Raw genomic sequence first — 16837 nt, forward strand, 5'->3', positions numbered from 1 at the left:
GCGGCGCAGCTCCCAAGGCGCAGGCAGACGACTGGGAGGAATTCTGACAACGAAGGGGATGGTCCGCGCCGCCCCGTCCCGGACGCCCAAGAACAAAGGCCGGCAGCACTTGCCGGCCTTTCCGTTTCCGCCACTTTGCCGCTTTCCACCGGCGATCCATTGCGGTTTCGCCCGAGCCCGGGAGGCGGCATGCGCGAACTGGCGGGAAGCGTCGCACTCGTCACCGGCGGCGGGTCCGGCATCGGTCGCGCCATCGCGCAGGCCCTCGCCCAGAGCGGCGCGCGTGTCGCGGTCTGCGACATCAACGGCGCGGCTGCGGCGGACACCGCCTCCGGCATCCGCGATGCCGGGGGCGAAGCGCTCGCGGTCCCGATGGACGTCGCCGACGAGACGGCAGTGAACGAAGGGGTCGACGAGACCGTCCGCCGCTTCGGCCGCCTCGACACGATCGTGTCCAATGCCGGCATCCAGATCGTCCATCCGATCGAGGATTTTCCGTACGACGAGTTCCGGCGGATGCTCGACATCCATCTCGGCGGCGCGTTCCTGCTGACCAAGGCGGCGGTCCGGCACATGTACCCGCAAGGGTCCGGCTCGCTGATCTACATGGGCTCGGTGCACAGCCACCGCGCCTCGCCGTTGAAGAGCGCCTATGTCGCCGCCAAGCACGGCATCCTCGGCCTCGCCCGCGTCATGGCGATCGAGGGGGCGAAGCACGGCGTGCGCTCCAACGTCATCTGCCCCGGCTTCGTCAGGACGCCCCTCGTCGACAAGCAGATTCCCGAGCAGGCGGCGACGCTCGGGATCAGCGAGGCGGACGTCGTCTCGAAGGTCATGCTGAAGGACACCGTGGACGGCGAGTTCACCACGCTGGACGACGTCGCCGAGACGGCCGTCTTCCTCGCCGGCTTCCGCTCCAACGCCTTCACCGGGCAATCCATCACCGTCAGCCACGGCTGGCACATGGCGTGAAAGGACACCATGGAAATCACCATCCAGCCGCTGGTCGCGCTCGTCGCGGGCATCCTGATCCTGATCGCGCCGCGCCTTCTGAACTACATCGTCGCGATCTACCTGATCGTGGTCGGCGTCGTCGGCCTGTTCGGCCGGCAGCTCGGCGTCTGAGCCGCCGCTCGCCGGCGGAGCTAGGCGAATGACGGACAGGCAGCGGGTGTTGATCCTCGGCGGCGGCTCCGGCGGGCTCGAACTCGCCTGCGGCCTCGCTTCCGGCGGCAGGCTGGACGTGACGCTGGTCGACCGGGTCGGCGCGCATGTCTGGAAGCCGCGCCTGCACGAATTCGCCGCAGGTACGGTCGACACCTCGCTGAGCGAGATCAGCTTCTACACGCTGGCGGCCCTGCGCGGCTTTCGCTTCGAGCAGGGCGACGTCGCCCGCATCGACCGCGCCGGCCGACGCGTGGTGCTCCGCGCCTTCTCGGACGTGAAGCACGAGGCGGTCGCGCCGGAGCGGGCCCTCCCCTTTGAGCGCTGCGTCGTCGCGCTCGGCGGCGTCACCGCCGATTTCGGCACGCCGGGCGTGAAGGAACACGCCTACAGCCTCGACGGCCGCGCCGACGCCGACGCCTTCCGCCAGAGCTTCGTCGCGATGATGCTGAAGGCGCGCGCCACGGGCGAGCCGGCGCGGATTGTGATCGTCGGCTCCGGCGCGACCGGCACCGAGCTCGCCGCGAACCTGCGGGAGGCCGAGCACGCCTTCTTCGAGCGCAAGGGCCACGACGACCGCGACCGGCTGCTGCGGATCACCATCCTCGAGGCCGCGCCGGAAATCATGCCGGGCGGGGACGCCAAGCTCCGGACGCAGGTGCTGCAGCGGCTCGACGCGCTCGGCATCGACGTCGTGACCAACGCCAAGGTCTCCGCCGTGGAGGCGGGCCTCGTCCGGACGGCGTCCGGCGCAACCTATCCGGCCGACGCCGTGATGTGGGCGGCGGGACTGACCGGCGCGCCGGTTCTGAAGGACCTCGCCGACTTCGAGATGGACAGGAAGGGCCGGATCGTGGTGGACGACCGGCTTCGCACCACCGTCGACCCGCTGGTCTACGCGATCGGCGACGCAGCGAGCCTGACGCCCGCCGATGCGAAGGCGCCGCTGCCGCCGACCGCTCAGATCGCCAGCCAGGAGGCGCGCTACCTCGCGAAGGCGCTGTCCGAAGCGGTGCATGGCGGCGAGCCGGCGGCCTTCGCCTACCGCAACAAGGGCCAGTTGATCTCGCTGGCCGGTGCCGGCACCGTCGGCATCCTCGGCAGCCGCGATTTCATCGTCAACGGCCGGTTCGCCAAGGCGGCCTATTCGGCGCTGGAGCGCGAGCACCAGTGGACCGTGCTCGGACCCGTCCGCGGCACTGTCGCGATCCTCGCCGATCTCGCGATGCCGACGCGCGGGCCCGCGCTGAAGCTGCACGGCTGAGAGGATGATCGGCCTTGCCGCCTCCCGCGCGCTCCGCGACCTCTTCTCGCCGCCCTTTCGCGCGGCGTTCTGGAAATCGCTCGGCTTGACGGCGCTGGTGCTGGTCGGCCTCTGGTTCGCGGTCGAAGCGCTGTTCGAGCGGGTCGCCGCGCCGTGGGCGGCGGGCTGGCTGCCCGCGCTGCCGGCCTGGGCGAGCGATGCCGAACGGGCCGCCGGCTGGCTCGCCGGGCTGCTGTTGGCCATCGCCCTCGCCTTCCTGATCGGACCGGTCAGCGCCGCGATCGCCGGCCTCTTCCTCGACGATGTCGCGGAAGTGGTGGAGCGCGAGTGCTACCCGGAGGCTCCGCCCGGCCGTGAACTGCCGCTTGCCGCTTCGCTCAGGCTTTCGGCGAAGTTCCTCGGCGTCATCGTCCTCGGCAACCTCCTCGCCTTCGCGCTGCTCCTCGTGCCGGTGGTGAACCTCGTCGCCTTCTTCGCGGTGAACAGCTACCTGCTCGGCCGCGAGTATTTCGAGTTCGCGGCGATGCGCTACCGCACCGAGCACGACGCGAAGGCGCTGCGCCGCCGCCACCGCGGCACCGTTCTCGCGGGCGGCGCGGTGGTCGCGTGTTTTCTCGCCGTGCCGGTCGTCAACCTCCTGACGCCGCTCGTCGCCGCCGCGCTGATGGTGAACCTCCACCAGCTCGTCTCCAGGCGCGAAGGCGGCCTTCCCGCGCCACCCGTCGAGCGGCGCATCGCGGCGGCCGGTCCACGCTCAGACTGAAGCTTCGGCCTCGCCGTCGGTCCTCGGCAGTTCGCCCTTCGCCTGCGGCGTTCCCTGCAGGCCGGGTGGGTGGTCGGGCAGCCGGATCAGCGGCGCCGGCTCGCTGTTCCACTTCTCGTCGGCCCGGCAGAGATCGGCGATGACGCAGGCCGGGCAGTCGGGTTTCCTCGCCTTGCAGACGTAGCGCCCGTGGAGAAGCAGCAGGTGATGGGCCGGCGCGAGGTACGGCTTCGGGATGATGGCGAGAAAATTGCGCTCCACCTCGTCCGGCGTCCTGCCCGGCGCGATCTTCAAGCGGTTGCCGATCCGGAAGATGTGCGTGTCGACACCGAGATATTTCTCGCCGAAGCAGGTGTTGAGCACGACGCGCGCCGTCTTCGGCCCGACGCCCGGCAGCGCGATCAGGGCTTCGATCGAGCGCGGCACCACGCCGCCGTGCTCCTCCACCAGCCGCCGCGACAGCTTCACGAGGTTGCCGGACTTGGTCCGGGCGAAGGAAACGTTCCCGATGAGCTCGAAGATCCGCTCCGGCTCCAGCGCCGCCATCGCCGCGGGCGTGTCGGCCAGCGGAAACAGCCGGCGCGTCGCGCGGTTGACGCCGACATCGGTCATCTGCGCCGACAGGACCACCGCGACGAGGAAGGTGAACGGGTCGTAGTGCTCGAGTTCGGAGGTCGGGTTCGGCCGCTGGACGTGGAGGCGGCGGAAGATCTCCTCGACGTCCGCCGGTGAATAGGGGATCGCGGGCGGCGCCTTCGCGGGCTTCGGGGCGCGGGACGATTTGCCGCCGGAGCTTTTCGCGCTGGAGGCACGCCCGGGGGCGGACTTTTCTGCCATGATCGGGCTATATCGAGAGCATCCGTCCGGTGCCAAGGCCGCCCTTGCGATGACGATGCCCGCTCCCGCCGATGCCGACGCGCCGATCTTCCAGGCGCTCCTGACCCCGTACCGCTCGCTGAACCGGCGCGGCTTCAACGCGCTGATGCTGGTGCTCGGGGGCATCAGCGTCCTCACCGGCATCGGCTTCGTCGCGAACGGCGCGTGGCCGGTGGTCGGCTTCTTCGGCCTCGACGTCCTGCTCGTCTGGGTCGCCTTCCGGGCGAGCTACCGTTCGGGCAAAGCGCGCGAGGAGGTCGCCCTGTCGCGCACCGACCTCTCGATCCGGCAGGTCTCGCCGGCGGGGGCCGTCAACGAGACGCACTACAACCCGTTCTGGGCGCGCTTCAACGTCGCCCGGCACGATGAGTTCGGCATCGTCGGCATGCGCGTCGTCGGCGAGGGCCGGCAGACCGAGATCGGCCGGTTACTCAACCCGGACGACCGCGAGAGTTTCGCGACCGCCTTCAACCGCGCCCTGCTGACCGCCCGGGGGCGCTGAAGGACCATCCGGAAATCGGGTGGTTCCACGCTGCGGACGGGTCTATCTCCCAAGCTCAGGACAAGGAGGTAGCCATGTCTCTCGCGCTCGACGAACGAACCATTTCCATGCCGGCACCCACGCCCGTCCGCTCCCGCGCGGATGCCGACGACTACGCCAGCGTGCGCGCCGCGATCGAGTTCATCTCGACCGACTACCGCGACCAGCCCTCGCTGGAGGAGGTCGCGGCGGCGGTCGGGCGCGAGCCCGCCGAACTGGAGGCGCTGTTCCGCCGCTGGGCGGGGCTGACGCCGAAGGCTTTCCTGCAGGCGGTGACGATCAACCATGCGCGCCGGCTGCTCGCCGAGGGCGCGCCGCTGCTCGACGCTTCCTTCGAGGTCGGGCTGTCCGGCCCGTCGCGGCTGCACGACCTTTTCGTCAAGCACGAGGCCATGTCACCGGGCCACTTCAAGGCGAAGGGGGAAGGGCTGGAGCTGACCTACGGCTACGCGCCCTCGCCCTTCGGCCGCGCGATTCTGGTCGCGACCGCGAAGGGCCTCGCCGGCATCGGCTTCTCGGACGGAACGGCGGACGGCGACGAGGCGGCGCTTGCCGACATGGTGCGGCGCTGGCCGCGCGCCCGCTTCGCCCGCGACGACGGGGCGGTCGCGCCGCTGGCCGCGCGGAGCTTCGAGCCGGCGGAATGGAGCGACAGCCGCCCGTTGCGCGTCGTGCTGATCGGCTCCGACTTCGAGGTGCGCGTCTGGCAGGCGCTCTTGGAAATCCCGGTCGGCAAGGCGACGACCTATTCCGGCATCGCCTCGCAGCTCGGCGTGCCGCAGGCGGCGCGCGCGGTCGGCGCGGCGGTCGGGCGCAACCCGATCTCCTTCGTCGTGCCCTGCCACCGCGTGCTCGGCAAGGGCGGCGCGCTCACCGGCTACCACTGGGGCCTGTCGCGCAAGCGCGCCATGCTCGGCTGGGAGGCCGGCGTCCTCGCGAGGGCCTGACGCCGCGACCGGCGGGCGGCCGATCGCCGCGCGCCGGAACCACCACACCTTCTCCCGCTTTGCCGGCTGTCGGAACGGCGGGAGCGCGGCATGGCGAAACACCAGCGGGGGCAGCGGTTGCTGCCCGAGAGCGAGGTCGAGGAGGCCTTCCGGCGGCTGAAAAGCCACATGCCGGGCCGCACCGCCACCGCTAAGGGTCCGAAGGACCAGCCGGACCCGTTCCGCTCGGTCGTCTCCTGCATCCTCTCCGCGCAGAGCCTCGACCGCAACACCGCCGCCGCGACGAACGCGCTTTTCGCGCTGGTCAAGACGCCGGACGAGTTGCTGGCGCTGCCGGACGAGGCGGTGGCGCAGGCGATCCGCCCCTGCGGCCTCTACAACATGAAGACGCGCAACCTCAAAGCGCTCTGCCGCACCCTGATCGACGAGCACGAACGCGTCGTGCCGCAGACGCGCGAAGAGCTGATGCGGCTGCCCGGCGTCGGGCGCAAGTGCGCCGACATCGTCATGAGCTTCACCTTCGACGCCGACGTGATCGCGGTGGACACGCACGTGAACCGCGTCGCGAACCGCATCGGCATCACCGACGAGGCCACCGCCGACCGGACCGCGCAGGCGCTGGAAACCCGCGCGCCGGCCTGGGCGCAGCGCGACGGGCATTTCTGGCTGATCCAGTTCGGCAAGGCGGTGTGCAAATCGCAGCGCCCGCGCTGCGAGACCTGCTTCCTGAACGATCTCTGCCTGTTCTTCTCGGCCTCGAAGGTCGTGGTCACCGAAGCGGTGTCATGACCCGCCCGGACGTCGCGCCGTGGGCCGTGCTTCCGCCGCCAGCTTCTCCAACATCCGCACCCAGGCCTTGAGGCCGGTGCGGAAGCTTGCGAGGCGGAAGAACTCGTTCGGGGCGTGGTAGTCCTCGTCGGCCGTCGAGAAGGAGAAGAACACCGCGTCCGTGCCGAGATGCCGCTTGAACACCGCACCGATCGGGATCGTCGCGCCCATCGCGACGCGGAGCGGCTTCGCGCCGAGCACGTCCGTCAGTACCTCTTCGGCGATCGCGAGGCCGCGCGAAGCCGGATCGAGCGCGAAGGCGACGCTTCCCGGCCCGTGCCGCTCTACTGCCAAGTGATAGCCAGGCGGCGTCGCGCCTTCCAGATGCCGGCGGATCGCGGCGAAGACGGCGTCCGGTTCCTGGCCCGCGACGAGCCGGCAGGTGATCTTGGCGGACGCTTCCGCCGGAATCACGGTCTTCGAGCCCGCGCCCGCATAGCCGCCGGACACGCCGTTGAACTCCAGCGTCGGATGCAGCCATTGCCGCTCGAGCAACGCCTCGCCGGTCGGAAGCGGCTCCGGCACCGGCGCGCCGATCTCGGCGAGATACGCGGCGGGATCGAAGCGCGCGGCCCGGATCGCCGCGAGGATCGCCGGATCGGGCGGCGTCGCCCCGTCGGCGAAGCCCTCGACCAGAACGTTGCCGTCCGCATCGTGGAGGCTCGCCAGCATCGCGACGAGGGCGCGGACGGGGTTCGGGGCGGAGCCGCCGTGCCGGCCGGAATGGAGATCCTTCGCCGCACCCGTGAGGCGCACGTCGAGCCCGAGGAGCCCCCGGCTCGCGACCGTGACTGAGGGCAGGTCCGCCCGCCACATCGCGCCGTCGGCGGACAGGACGAGGTCGGCGGCGAGGCGGTCCTTCAGCCGCGCGACGGTCGGCTCGAAGTTCGGGCTGCCGGACTCCTCCTCGCCCTCCACGAGGAATTTGAGGTTCACCGGCGGCCGTTCGCCGGTTTCCCGATAAGCCTTCGCGACGAGGATCGGGATCAGGAGCGGCCCCTTGTCGTCGGATACGCCCCGCGCATAGAGACGGTCGTCGCGGACGGTCGGCTCGAAGGGCGGCGAGGTCCAGGCCCCGAGCGGATCCGGCGGCTGCACGTCGTAGTGCCCGTAGACGAGGACGGTCGGTGCATCCGGAAGGCCGCCCCATTCCGCCAGAACTGCGGGCGAACCGCCCGTCTCCTCGATCGAGACCTCCGGAAAGCCGGCGTCGTAGAGGAGGCTCGCGACGAAGCCGGCCGCCTCCCGCACCGAAGCCGCATAGGCCGGATCGGCGCTGATGCTCGGGATGCGGCAGAAGCGCTTCAGGGTTTTGAGCGCCTGCGGCTCATGGCCTGTCAGCCAGGTCTCAGCCGCTCCGCTCATTTGCCGCCGTCCACGGACAGGACCTGACCGGTGATCCAGCCGGCCGCATCGGAAGCGAAGAACAGGACGGCGTTCGCGATATCGTCGACCGTTCCCAGCCGCCGCAGCGCGATCGAGCCGACGAGCCGTTCCTGGCCCGCTTCGCCCATCGCCTCCCATTGCCGCTCGGTGGTCGGGTTGGAGCGCACGAAGCCCGGCGCGACGTTGTTCACCGTGATGCCGAAGCGGCCGAGCTCGTGCGCGAGCTGGCGGGTCAGGCCGATCTGTCCGGCCTTGGCGCTGGCATAGGCCTGGATGCCGGTGAGGCTGACGCCGAGCCCGGCGCCGCTGGAGATGTTGACGATCCGACCGAACCCTTTGGCCTTCATCCCGGGCGCGAGGGCCTGCGCCAGGAAGAACGCGCCTGTCAGGTTGGCGTCGAAGATCGCCTGCCAGTCGGCGGCCGACACGTCCTCCAGCGGCCGGCCGACCTGGCCGCGCACCCCGCCGGCATTGTTGACGAGGATGTCGACGCCCGTCCCCTTGCCGCCCAGCCGCCGGGCGGCGGCCTGCACGGCTTCCCGGTCGCCGACGTCGAGCGGGAAGACGCTTACCCGGCCTTCGCCAAGCCGTTCGGTCTCGGCCAACCCTTCCGCATTCACGTCGCAGGCGTGGACGCGCGCACCCTCGGCGGCAAAGGCGAGCGCGATGGCACGGCCGAAGCCGTGCGCGGCGCCGGTGACGAGGACGCTCCGCCCTTCGAACCGGCTGCTCATGCCGCGCTCCGCTCCGTCGCGCCGCCGAGCTCCGCGAGGTTGGCGCGCGACAGCGGCCGGCGGCCGCTCTCGATCTCGCCGATCATGGCGACGAGGCGTTCCGTCAGCGGCGTCGCGACGCCGTGCCGGCGGCCGGTCGCGGCGATCGGCCCGAGCTGGTGCTCGGCCTCGGTCTTGCGCTTCCGGACGGCAAGATCGCGCCAGATGCCGGAATGGGTCTTCAGCGAGCGGCGGTTGTGCGCCACCATGTCGTCGAACGATTGCGCCGTCTCGTCGGGCGCGGCCTCGGCCGAGAAGGCGTCGGGCCGGAAGCCGTCGAAGGCCTCCATCCGGACGCCCTCGGCCGCCGCGACGCGCGCGACCTCCTGCCCGAGCGCCGTCAGGACGGGGCGGAACTGCCGATCGTCGAGCACGTCCGCGATCGAATCGTCGGTGAGGGCCGTGCCGAAGAGCAGCGCGCCGTAGACGAGCTTGCCCCAGAGGAAGCCCCAGATGTTGTCGGTCAACACCGCGGCCGGGTCGAAGCCGGCCATCAGCCGGTGGATCGCCTCGATCCGCTCCGTCCGTCTTCCGTCGATCTCGCCGACCACCACCGCGCCGCGACCGCTCAAATGCACGACGCCCGGCTCCAGATAGTCCGCGCCGAAGTTGACGAAGCAGCCGACCGTGCGCGCCGCGCCGACGACTTCGGCGATCGCGTGCTCGTTGAGGCCGTTCTGCGCGGAGACGACGAAGCCGTCCGCCGCCAGATGGGAGCTGAGCTGCCGGATCGCGGCTTCGGTATGGAGCGCCTTCACGCAAAGGAAGGCGCGGGAGAACGTGCCCTCCAGCTCGTCGGGCGAACAAGCGCGCGCGCCGACGGTCGCCTCGAAGATCGGCCCCTCGATCCGCAGGCCCTCGCGCTCGATCGCCGCGACGTGTTCTGCCGCCGCGTCGACGAACACGACCGTTTCGCCCTGCTGAATGAAGCTCGCCCCGAGCGAGCCGCCGATCGCGCCCGCGCCCCAGACGAGGATCGGCCCTTCATTGGCCGTGGCGGCGCTCACGCCCAGGGCCCTTCCATCAGCGCGCGGGTCTCGGCGACGGCGACCTCCCAGATCGCCAGCATGTCCGCGTCGGGGCGCTGGAACAGGCCGCCGAAATTGCCCTCGCCGAGATAGTCGCGCACCGCCTTCGGGCTCATCACCCGCATCCGATCGAAGTCGATCATGGCTTTCTGCGCGGCCGGCTGCTCGACGCCGGGGAGCCGCGTCCAGGGAAAGTTCTCCATCCAGGAGGCGTGCGAGGCGACCGGGTCGATCGCCTTCACCTTCTCGAACGTCTTCGGCGCGTTCCACCAGTTGTGGAACTTCACCGCCGTGCCCGGATGGTCGGCCATCCATTCGATCGCCAGCGAGCCGGCCGGCTGGTTGCCGCCGTGGCCGTTGACGAGGAGGATGCGCCTGAACCCTTGCGCATAAAGGCAGTCGAGCACGTCGCGCACGATCCGCACATAGGTCTCGACGCGGAGCGAGATCGAGCCCGGATAGGCGAGGAAGTAGGGCGTGACGCCGTAGGCGAGCACCGGGAAGACCGGGAGCCCGAGCGGTTCGGCGGCCTCCACGGCGACGCGTTCCGACAGGATCGAATCCACCGACAGGGACAGGCCGGCATGCTGCTCGGTGGAGCCGAGCGGCACCACGGCGCGGTCGTCGTGCGCCAGATACGCTTCCACTTGGGCCCAGTTCATCTCGGCGATCTTCATGAGGCTTTCCTGTCCGGCTGGAACTTGGCTTCGATGGCGCGGATGAGCGGCATCACCACGCGCTCGACGTCGGCTGGGTCCGGCGCATGGCGGTATTCGAGGCGCGCGACATGGCGTTCGACCGCCTCCGCCGCCGCTTCCGCCCCGGTGGAGAAGACGAGGACGTCCCTCTCCTTCAGCTTCTCGGCGAGTTCGGGATCGTCGAGGTGGAAGCCGGCGATCTGCGGCACGTGCGGCGCGAACCGGGCGACGCCCGCCTTCATGATCGGCAGGAAGTCCGGAAAGCGCGACACCGCGGCGACCCGGTCGCGCCCGTTCAGCGACACCAGCGCGCGCCGCGTCTCCTCGGACGGGATGAAGCTGAGCGACACGACCTTGGTGTTGGGGAGGAGGCTCGCCACCTCGCGCTGGCGGTTGGCGAAGGTGACGGCGAGATCGGCGGAGGCCGCCCGGGCGCGAAGGGCGGGATCGCGCTGCAGCGCCTCGATCGTCATCGGGTCGACGGTCGCGCTCCGCCCGACCTGGGCAGCGAGCGCCCGCGCGTAAGCCGCGGTCGCGGCCGGGAACAGGCCGATCATCGCGATGCCGACGCGCGGGCCGACGCTGTTGCGGTAGATGAGGCGGGCACTGATCAGCGCCGCGAGATCGCCCGAGCGCACCCCCATCGCGCCGGCCGCGTCGATCAGCCGGTCGATCTGGTCGTGCAGCGCGACGACGTCCGGCTGCCCGGCCATGCGGGCCCGAGTCGAATCGGCGACGAAGGTGCCGGAGCCGGTGCGCGTCTCGATCAGGCCGTCGGCCTTTAGCTCGGCATAGACCTGGCTGACGGTCATCGGCGCGACGCCGACCCGCTCGGCGAGATCGCGCACCGAAGGCAGCGCGTCGCCGGCCTTCAGCTCGCCGCAGGCGATGCCGTACTCGATCGTTCCCCGCAACTGCAGGCGGATCGGCACCGCGATGTCTCGATCGACGTTGAAGTCCATGCGGACGACCGGAACTGTCCCAATCAACTAGAACATTGCGGCCGGGGCGAACCGCGGCTGCCGCCATCATGCACGTCGGACGCCGTCATTCCAGCGAAAAAGATGCGTTGACAGCATCGGTCCGTCATGGAACGTTCTAACCACATAGAACGCTTTCGGGAAGGCACGACGATGAGGCTCTTCGTTCGCGCGGCGCTCGCCGCCTCTCTCCTTCTCGGCTCCACGGCGCTTTCCAGCGCAGTCGAGCGCGGCGGCGTCATGACCTACGGCCGCTACGCCGACAGCCTGTTCCTCGACCCGGTGCTGAACGACGCGAACGTCGACATCTGGATCCTGTCGAACCTCTACGACACGCTGCTGCTCCCGACCGACGACGGCAAGGGCGTGCAGCCCGGCCTCGCCTCCGAATGGAAGCTCTCGGACGACGGTATGTCGCTGGCGCTGACGCTGCGAGACGGCATCATGTTCTCGGACGGCTCGCCGATCACCCCGGCCGACGTCGTCTGGTCGCTGAAGCGCGCCGCGAACCCGAAGAACGGCATCTGGAATTCGCTCGTCTCCTCGATCGACGACGTCGTGGCGGACGGCGACAAAGGCGTGACGGTGAAGCTGAAGCACGCCGACCCGTCGATCCTCGCGGCGCTCACCGTGTTCAACACCGGCATCCTGCCCGAAAAGGCGTTCGAGGCGGCGAGCGGCGCGACGGACGCCGACAAGGCGAAGAGCTTCGCCGAGCATCCGGTCGGCTCCGGCCCCTTCGTGCTCCAGTCCTGGGAGCGCGGCTCGACGATGAAGCTCGTGCGCAACGAGCACTACTGGGCGAAGGGCGAGGACGGGAAGCCGCTGCCCTATCTCGACGGCGTCACCTTCCAGCTCCTGCCCGACGATGCGACGCGCATCTTGCGCCTCCAGTCGGGCGAGCTCGACGGCGCCGAGTTCATCCCCTACTCGCGGGTCGAGGAGCTGAAGGGCGTCGACGGCCTGAAGATGGAGCTCTATCCCTCGACGCGCGTCGAATACGCCACGATGAACGTCCGGCCGGAGCTCGACGGGCAGAAGAACCCACTCGCCGACCCGAAGGTGCGGCAGGCGATGAACTACGCCGTCAACAAGGACGCGATCATCCAGATCGTGACGCGCGGCGTCGGCACGCCGATGACCTCGTTCATGTCGGCCGCGACGCCGCTCCACACCGGCGACAAGCCGCTCTTCCCCTACGACATCGAGAAGGCGAAGAGCCTGATGCAGGAAGCCGGCTACGCCGACGGCTTCCCGGTGAAGATCCTGATCCTCGCCGGCAGCCAGGACGAGATCGGCATCGCGACGGCGCTGCAGCAGATGTGGAGCCAGATCGGCGTCAAGCTGGAACTGCAGCAGGTCGACAACGCCACCCGCACGCAGCAGTACCGCGACGGTACGTTCCAGATGCGGCTGGCCGGCTGGACCAACGACATCTCGGACCCGAGCCAGATCACCTCGTATTTCGCATATTCGAAGACCATCGACGCGCTCCACAGCGGCTGGAAGAACGAGGAGGTCGACAAGCTGTTCGAGGCCTCGCAGCGCGAGATCGATCCGGGCAAGCGCGCCGAGCAGTACGCGCGGATCCAGGCGGTCTACAACGAATCCGGCCCGATCGTGCCGATCTACGAGACGCCTTATCCGGTGGCGCTCTCTGCCAAGGTGAACGGCTTCATCCAGATCCCGCTCGGCAACAATATCTTCACCAAGACCTGGCTCGCCAAATGACGGTAGCCCTGGCCCGACCGCCCCTGAAGGCCTGACAAGTGCCGCTCGGAAGCTTCGTCGCTCGCCGCCTGCTGCAGGTGATCCCGACCTTCGCGTTCATCCTCGTCGTGGTGTTCGTGCTGGTGCGGCTGCTTCCGGGCGATCCGGCGAGCGCGATCCTCGGCGACCGGGCGCTCGACGCGGACGTCGCGCGGATCAACGCCGATCTCGGCCTCGACCGGTCGCTGCCCGTGCAGTTCCTGCGCTTCCTCGAGGCGACGGCGACCGGCGATCTCGGCCAGTCGATCCACCTCCACGTGCCGGTGCTGGACCTCGTCCTCCAGCGCCTGCCGGTGACGATCCTCCTCACCGTCATGGCCGCGCTCATCGCGCTCGCGATCGCGATTCCGCTCGCCTTCGTCTCGGCGCTCCGGCGCGGCGGGGCGGCGGACGCCGCGATCCGGGGCGTCTTCCAGGTCGGGCTGTCGACGCCGGTCTTCTATCTCGGCCTCGTGCTCCTCATCGTCTTCGCGGCGAAGCTCCGTTGGTTCCCGGTCGGCGGCTACGGCGAGACGTTCCTCGACCACGTCTACCACCTGTTCCTCCCAGCCCTGACGCTGGCGCTGAGCCTCGCCGCCGTCCTGATGCGGAACCTGCGCGCCGCGATCATCGGCGTCCTCGGCGCGGACTATGTCGAGTTCGCGCGGGCGAAGGGGCTGGCGACGCGCCTGGTGCTCGTCCGCCACGTGCTCCGAAACGCCCTGATCTCGACGGTCGCGCTGTTCGGCCTTTCCATCGGCACGCTGCTCGGCGGCGCGGTGATCACCGAGACGGTGTTCGCCATACCCGGCGCCGGCCGGCTGATGATCGATTCGATCTACGGCCGCGACTATCCGGTCGTGCAGGGCATGACGATGGCGCTTGCGATCCTCGTCTCGCTGACGTTCCTCGCGACCGACATCCTGCAGGCCTGGCTCGACCCGAGGATCGCGCGATGAGCGAGGTCCTCGCCACCGCCGCGACGCGCCCCGACGCACGCCCCGCCCCGCGCCGCAAATCCCGGCGGCTGCCCGGCACGCTCGTCGCCGGCGGCCTGATCGTCGCCGCAAGCTTCCTCGTCGCCGTCGCGCCCTCGCTCTTCGCGCCCTACGACCCGCTCGCCTTCGACTACATGGCGATCACGCAGGGGCCGACTCTCGCGCATCCGTTCGGCACCGACAATTTCGGCCGGGACGTCCTGTCGCGCGTCATCCACGCCTACCGGATTGACATGCAGATCGCGGTCTTCGCGACGCTCGGGCCCTTCGTCATCGGCACGCTGATCGGGGCGCTGGTCGGCTATGCCGGCGGGTTGACGGAAGCGCTGTTCGGCCGGCTGGTCGACGCCGCCGTGACCTTCCCGTTCCTCGTACTCGTCATCGCGATCGTCGCGGTGCTCGGCCCCGGGCTCGGCAACATGTATGTCGCGATCGGCGTCGTCGGCTGGGTGTTCTACGCCAAGCTGGTCGCGGCGGAGGTCAGCGTCCAGAAGCGCCTCGACTACGCCGATGCGGGCCGCGTCATGGGCTACACGCCGGCGCGGATCGTCTTCCGCCACCTCCTGCCGAACGCAATCACGCCGGCGGTGGTCTACTGGATGACGGACATGGCGCTGGCGATCCTGCTCGGCTCCTCGCTCGGCTATCTCGGGCTCGGCGCGCAGCCGCCCGCCGCCGAATGGGGCGTCCAGATCGCCGACGGCAAGAACTACCTGTCGACCGCCTGGTGGATCTCCGTGTTCCCCGGCTTCGCCATCGTCCTCACCGGGCTCGGCTTCAGCCTCGTCGGCGACGGCCTTGCCGAACTCCTGAGGGCGAAGCAATGAGTGGAAGCCGAGCGAATGCGCTGGAGGTCCGCGGGCTTTCCGTCGGCTTCGACACGCCGGCCGGACGGCTCACCGCGGTCGACGCGATCGACCTCGACGTCGCGGCCGGCGAGACGCTCGGCCTCGTCGGCGAGTCGGGCTCCGGCAAGAGCCTGACGCTGCGCGGCATCCTCCGCCTCATCCGCGCCCCGGGCCGGGTCGAGGGTTCGGTGCGCTGGAACGGCATCGATCTCGCGAGCCTTCCGGAGCGGCGGATGCGCGACGTGCGGGGCGGCGAGATCGCGATGATCTTCCAGGAGCCGATGACGGCGCTGAACCCGGTGCTGTCCGTCGGCATCCAGATCGACGAGGTGCTGAAGAGCCATTCGACGCTTCGCCGCGCCGAGCGGCGGGCACGGGCGGCGGAACTGCTCGCGCTCGTCGGCATCCCGGACGCGGAGCGCCGCCTCGGCGACTATCCGCACCAGTTCTCCGGCGGCCAACGGCAACGCGCGATGATCGCGATCGCGCTGGCCGGCGAGCCGAAGCTGCTTCTCGCCGACGAGCCGACGACGGCGCTCGACGTCACCATCCAGGACCAGATCCTCCGCCTCCTCGTCGACCTGAAGGAGCGGCTCGGCATGGGCGTCGTGCTGGTGACGCACGACCTCGGCGTCGTCGCCGCTTCCTGCGAGCGCGTCGCGGTGATGTATGCCGGCCGCATCGTCGAGGTCGGCCGGGTGGCAGATGTCTTCGCCGCCCCGCGCCACGCCTATACGCTCGGCCTCATCGGCTCGGTGCCGCAGGCCGGCGCCGAGCGCTCGGCCCTCGCCTCGATCGAGGGAACGCCGCCAGGGCTGGCCAGCATTCCGGACGGTTGCGCCTTCCATCCGCGCTGCCGCTTCGCTTCCACCCAGTGCCGCGCCGAGCGTCCCCGTCTGGCGGAGGCCGTTCCAAGTCATTCGGTCGCCTGCTTCCATCAGGACGAGGTGCTGGCCGCCCGGAGGCTCGCCGCGTGAGTGCCGTCACGCAACCTCTGATCGGCGTCGACGGCGTTGCCAAGCGCTTCCCGGTGCGCCACAGCCTTTTCGACCGGCTCGCCGGGCGGCCGCGACGCGCCGTCCACGCGCTGAACGGCGTTTCCCTGAGCGTCAGGCGCGGCGAGACGCTCGGCATCGTCGGCGAGTCCGGCTGCGGGAAGTCGACGCTGGCGCGCTGCCTCGTCCGTCTGCTCGAACCGGACGACGGCCGGGTCAGCTTCGACGCGCGCGACGTGGCGCAGCTCGCCGGGGCGGAGCGGCGGCGGTTCAACCGCCGCGTCCAGATGATCTTTCAGGACCCCTATTCGTCGCTGAACCCGCGCATGACGGTGCGCCAGACGCTCGCCGAGGCGCTCGCCGTCCACCGCATGCGGCCGAAAGCGGAGATTCCCGCGCGCATCGCCGAACTCCTCGACCTCGTGCGCCTTCCCGCCGATGCCGCCGACCGCTACCCGCACGAATTCTCCGGCGGCCAGCGCCAGCGCATCGGCATCGCCCGGGCGCTCAGCGTCGAGCCGGAGGTGATCGTCGCCGACGAGCTCGTGTCCGCGCTCGACGTTTCCGTGCAGGCGCAGGTGGTGAACCTGCTGCTGGCTCTGCAGGAAGAGCTGCATCTCACCGTCGTCTTCGTCGCGCACGACCTGCGCCTCGTCCGGCACATCTCGCACCGCGTCGCGGTGATGTATCTCGGCCGGATCATGGAGATCGCACCGGCCGCCGCCTTGTTCGAGCGGCCGCGCCATCCCTATACCCGCGCCCTCCTCGACGCCGCGCCGGAGATGGACCCCGCGCATCGCCGCCCTGAAGCGGCCGCCCGCGGCGAGATCCCGAGCCCGATCGATCCGCCGGCCGGCTGCCCCTACAACACCCGCTGCCCGCACGCCTTCGACCGCTGCTTCACCGAGCGGCCGGAGCCGACGGGGCGCGGCCCCGACCACGTCGCCGCCTGCCACCTCATGGAATTCGGCGCCGTCTAGCATCCGATTGGAGACCGCC

The 16837-nt window shown here is 70.2% G+C and carries 18 protein-coding genes; 12 read left to right on the plus strand and 6 right to left on the minus strand.

The window, feature by feature from the left end; translation table 11 throughout:
* Positions 1-189 precede the first annotated feature (189 nt).
* The 4 genes from F6X38_RS19720 to F6X38_RS19735 are packed head-to-tail and all read left to right on the plus strand — an operon-like array spanning position 190 to position 3191.
* Positions 190-972 (plus strand): 3-hydroxybutyrate dehydrogenase, encoded by a 783-nt coding sequence (locus F6X38_RS19720; protein WP_150972763.1) that lies wholly within the window; start codon positions 190-192, stop codon positions 970-972.
* Between the two features lie 9 nt (positions 973-981).
* On the plus strand, positions 982-1125 hold the full coding sequence (locus F6X38_RS19725) for a DUF3096 domain-containing protein (RefSeq protein ID WP_150972765.1): 144 nt from the start codon (positions 982-984) through the stop codon (positions 1123-1125).
* Between the two features lie 28 nt (positions 1126-1153).
* Complete coding sequence (locus F6X38_RS19730; protein WP_150972767.1) at positions 1154-2428, plus strand: NAD(P)/FAD-dependent oxidoreductase; 1275 nt, start codon at positions 1154-1156, stop codon at positions 2426-2428.
* Positions 2429-2432: 4 nt separating this feature from the next.
* Positions 2433-3191: a sulfate transporter family protein gene (locus F6X38_RS19735; RefSeq protein ID WP_150972769.1), complete on the plus strand. Its 759-nt coding sequence runs from the start codon at positions 2433-2435 to the stop codon at positions 3189-3191.
* Here the strand turns inward: F6X38_RS19735 and nth are convergent.
* Complete coding sequence (gene nth, locus F6X38_RS19740; protein ID WP_246191458.1) at positions 3183-4028, minus strand: endonuclease III; 846 nt, start codon at positions 4026-4028, stop codon at positions 3183-3185. The two genes, F6X38_RS19735 and nth, sit on opposite strands and share 9 nt — an antisense overlap.
* Before the next feature lie 55 nt (positions 4029-4083).
* On the opposite strand from nth, the gene F6X38_RS19745 reads away from it, so the two are divergent.
* The 3 genes from F6X38_RS19745 to F6X38_RS19755 all read left to right on the plus strand — a co-directional run bounded on the left by F6X38_RS19745 (position 4084) and on the right by F6X38_RS19755 (position 6344).
* Positions 4084-4569 carry a DUF2244 domain-containing protein gene (locus tag F6X38_RS19745; RefSeq protein WP_161992838.1) on the plus strand — a complete coding sequence of 162 codons (486 nt, stop codon included), beginning with the start codon at positions 4084-4086 and terminating at the stop codon, positions 4567-4569.
* A 107-nt stretch (positions 4570-4676) separates the two neighbouring features.
* A complete protein-coding gene (locus F6X38_RS19750; protein ID WP_150972776.1) occupies positions 4677-5555 on the plus strand; it encodes a bifunctional helix-turn-helix domain-containing protein/methylated-DNA--[protein]-cysteine S-methyltransferase in 879 nt (292 codons plus the stop codon).
* Between the two features lie 90 nt (positions 5556-5645).
* Positions 5646-6344, plus strand: coding sequence for an endonuclease III domain-containing protein (locus F6X38_RS19755; protein WP_150972777.1), 699 nt, complete (start codon positions 5646-5648; stop codon positions 6342-6344).
* Here F6X38_RS19755 and F6X38_RS19760 read toward each other — a convergent pair.
* From F6X38_RS19760 to F6X38_RS19780, 5 genes are read right to left on the minus strand one after another with little or no spacing between them, the layout of a single operon-like run.
* Complete coding sequence (locus F6X38_RS19760) at positions 6339-7748, minus strand: M20/M25/M40 family metallo-hydrolase (protein ID WP_150972779.1); 1410 nt, start codon at positions 7746-7748, stop codon at positions 6339-6341. The two genes, F6X38_RS19755 and F6X38_RS19760, sit on opposite strands and share 6 nt — an antisense overlap.
* Positions 7745-8503, minus strand: a complete 759-nt coding sequence (locus tag F6X38_RS19765; protein ID WP_150972781.1) for an SDR family NAD(P)-dependent oxidoreductase — start codon at positions 8501-8503, stop codon at positions 7745-7747. The genes F6X38_RS19760 and F6X38_RS19765 overlap by 4 nt, the downstream gene beginning before the upstream one ends.
* Positions 8500-9549: a ketopantoate reductase family protein gene (locus tag F6X38_RS19770; protein ID WP_150972783.1), complete on the minus strand. Its 1050-nt coding sequence runs from the start codon at positions 9547-9549 to the stop codon at positions 8500-8502. The genes F6X38_RS19765 and F6X38_RS19770 overlap by 4 nt, the downstream gene beginning before the upstream one ends.
* A complete protein-coding gene (locus F6X38_RS19775) occupies positions 9546-10247 on the minus strand; it encodes a creatininase family protein (protein ID WP_150972785.1) in 702 nt (233 codons plus the stop codon). Before F6X38_RS19775 ends, F6X38_RS19770 begins: the two co-directional genes overlap by 4 nt.
* Positions 10244-11230, minus strand: a complete 987-nt coding sequence (locus F6X38_RS19780; RefSeq protein ID WP_150972787.1) for a GntR family transcriptional regulator — start codon at positions 11228-11230, stop codon at positions 10244-10246. Before F6X38_RS19780 ends, F6X38_RS19775 begins: the two co-directional genes overlap by 4 nt.
* Positions 11231-11401: 171 nt before the next feature.
* Between F6X38_RS19780 and F6X38_RS19785 the strand changes: the two genes are divergently transcribed.
* From F6X38_RS19785 to F6X38_RS19805, 5 genes are read left to right on the plus strand one after another with little or no spacing between them, the layout of a single operon-like run.
* Positions 11402-12979 carry an ABC transporter substrate-binding protein gene (locus F6X38_RS19785; RefSeq protein WP_150972789.1) on the plus strand — a complete coding sequence of 526 codons (1578 nt, stop codon included), beginning with the start codon at positions 11402-11404 and terminating at the stop codon, positions 12977-12979.
* A gap of 38 nt (positions 12980-13017) precedes the next feature.
* The gene (locus F6X38_RS19790) at positions 13018-13956 is read left to right on the plus strand and encodes an ABC transporter permease (protein ID WP_150972791.1); all 939 of its coding nucleotides are present in this window, start codon (positions 13018-13020) and stop codon (positions 13954-13956) included.
* Positions 13953-14822 carry an ABC transporter permease gene (locus F6X38_RS19795; protein WP_150972793.1) on the plus strand — a complete coding sequence of 290 codons (870 nt, stop codon included), beginning with the start codon at positions 13953-13955 and terminating at the stop codon, positions 14820-14822. Before F6X38_RS19790 ends, F6X38_RS19795 begins: the two co-directional genes overlap by 4 nt.
* The gene (locus F6X38_RS19800; RefSeq protein WP_150972795.1) at positions 14819-15820 is read left to right on the plus strand and encodes an ABC transporter ATP-binding protein; all 1002 of its coding nucleotides are present in this window, start codon (positions 14819-14821) and stop codon (positions 15818-15820) included. Before F6X38_RS19795 ends, F6X38_RS19800 begins: the two co-directional genes overlap by 4 nt.
* The gene (locus F6X38_RS19805) at positions 15817-16818 is read left to right on the plus strand and encodes an ABC transporter ATP-binding protein (protein ID WP_202618038.1); all 1002 of its coding nucleotides are present in this window, start codon (positions 15817-15819) and stop codon (positions 16816-16818) included. The genes F6X38_RS19800 and F6X38_RS19805 overlap by 4 nt, the downstream gene beginning before the upstream one ends.
* Positions 16819-16837 lie beyond the last annotated feature (19 nt).

Origin of the sequence: Plantimonas leprariae (assembly GCF_008802405.1) — a bacterium.
Lineage (GTDB): Bacteria > Pseudomonadota > Alphaproteobacteria > Rhizobiales > Rhizobiaceae > Plantimonas > Plantimonas leprariae.

Coding starts and splice junctions, on each gene's coding strand:
- F6X38_RS19720 (WP_150972763.1), top strand. CDS start 190: ATGCGCGAACTGGCGGGAAGCGTCGCACTCGTCACCGGCGGCGGGTCC.
- F6X38_RS19725 (WP_150972765.1), top strand. CDS start 982: ATGGAAATCACCATCCAGCCGCTGGTCGCGCTCGTCGCGGGCATCCTG.
- F6X38_RS19730 (WP_150972767.1), top strand. CDS start 1,154: ATGACGGACAGGCAGCGGGTGTTGATCCTCGGCGGCGGCTCCGGCGGG.
- F6X38_RS19735 (WP_150972769.1), top strand. CDS start 2,433: ATGATCGGCCTTGCCGCCTCCCGCGCGCTCCGCGACCTCTTCTCGCCG.
- nth (WP_246191458.1), bottom strand. CDS start 4,028: ATGGCAGAAAAGTCCGCCCCCGGGCGTGCCTCCAGCGCGAAAAGCTCC.
- F6X38_RS19745 (WP_161992838.1), top strand. CDS start 4,084: ATGCCCGCTCCCGCCGATGCCGACGCGCCGATCTTCCAGGCGCTCCTG.
- F6X38_RS19750 (WP_150972776.1), top strand. CDS start 4,677: ATGCCGGCACCCACGCCCGTCCGCTCCCGCGCGGATGCCGACGACTAC.
- F6X38_RS19755 (WP_150972777.1), top strand. CDS start 5,646: ATGGCGAAACACCAGCGGGGGCAGCGGTTGCTGCCCGAGAGCGAGGTC.
- F6X38_RS19760 (WP_150972779.1), bottom strand. CDS start 7,748: ATGAGCGGAGCGGCTGAGACCTGGCTGACAGGCCATGAGCCGCAGGCG.
- F6X38_RS19765 (WP_150972781.1), bottom strand. CDS start 8,503: ATGAGCAGCCGGTTCGAAGGGCGGAGCGTCCTCGTCACCGGCGCCGCG.
- F6X38_RS19775 (WP_150972785.1), bottom strand. CDS start 10,247: ATGAAGATCGCCGAGATGAACTGGGCCCAAGTGGAAGCGTATCTGGCG.
- F6X38_RS19780 (WP_150972787.1), bottom strand. CDS start 11,230: ATGGACTTCAACGTCGATCGAGACATCGCGGTGCCGATCCGCCTGCAG.
- F6X38_RS19785 (WP_150972789.1), top strand. CDS start 11,402: ATGAGGCTCTTCGTTCGCGCGGCGCTCGCCGCCTCTCTCCTTCTCGGC.
- F6X38_RS19795 (WP_150972793.1), top strand. CDS start 13,953: ATGAGCGAGGTCCTCGCCACCGCCGCGACGCGCCCCGACGCACGCCCC.
- F6X38_RS19800 (WP_150972795.1), top strand. CDS start 14,819: ATGAGTGGAAGCCGAGCGAATGCGCTGGAGGTCCGCGGGCTTTCCGTC.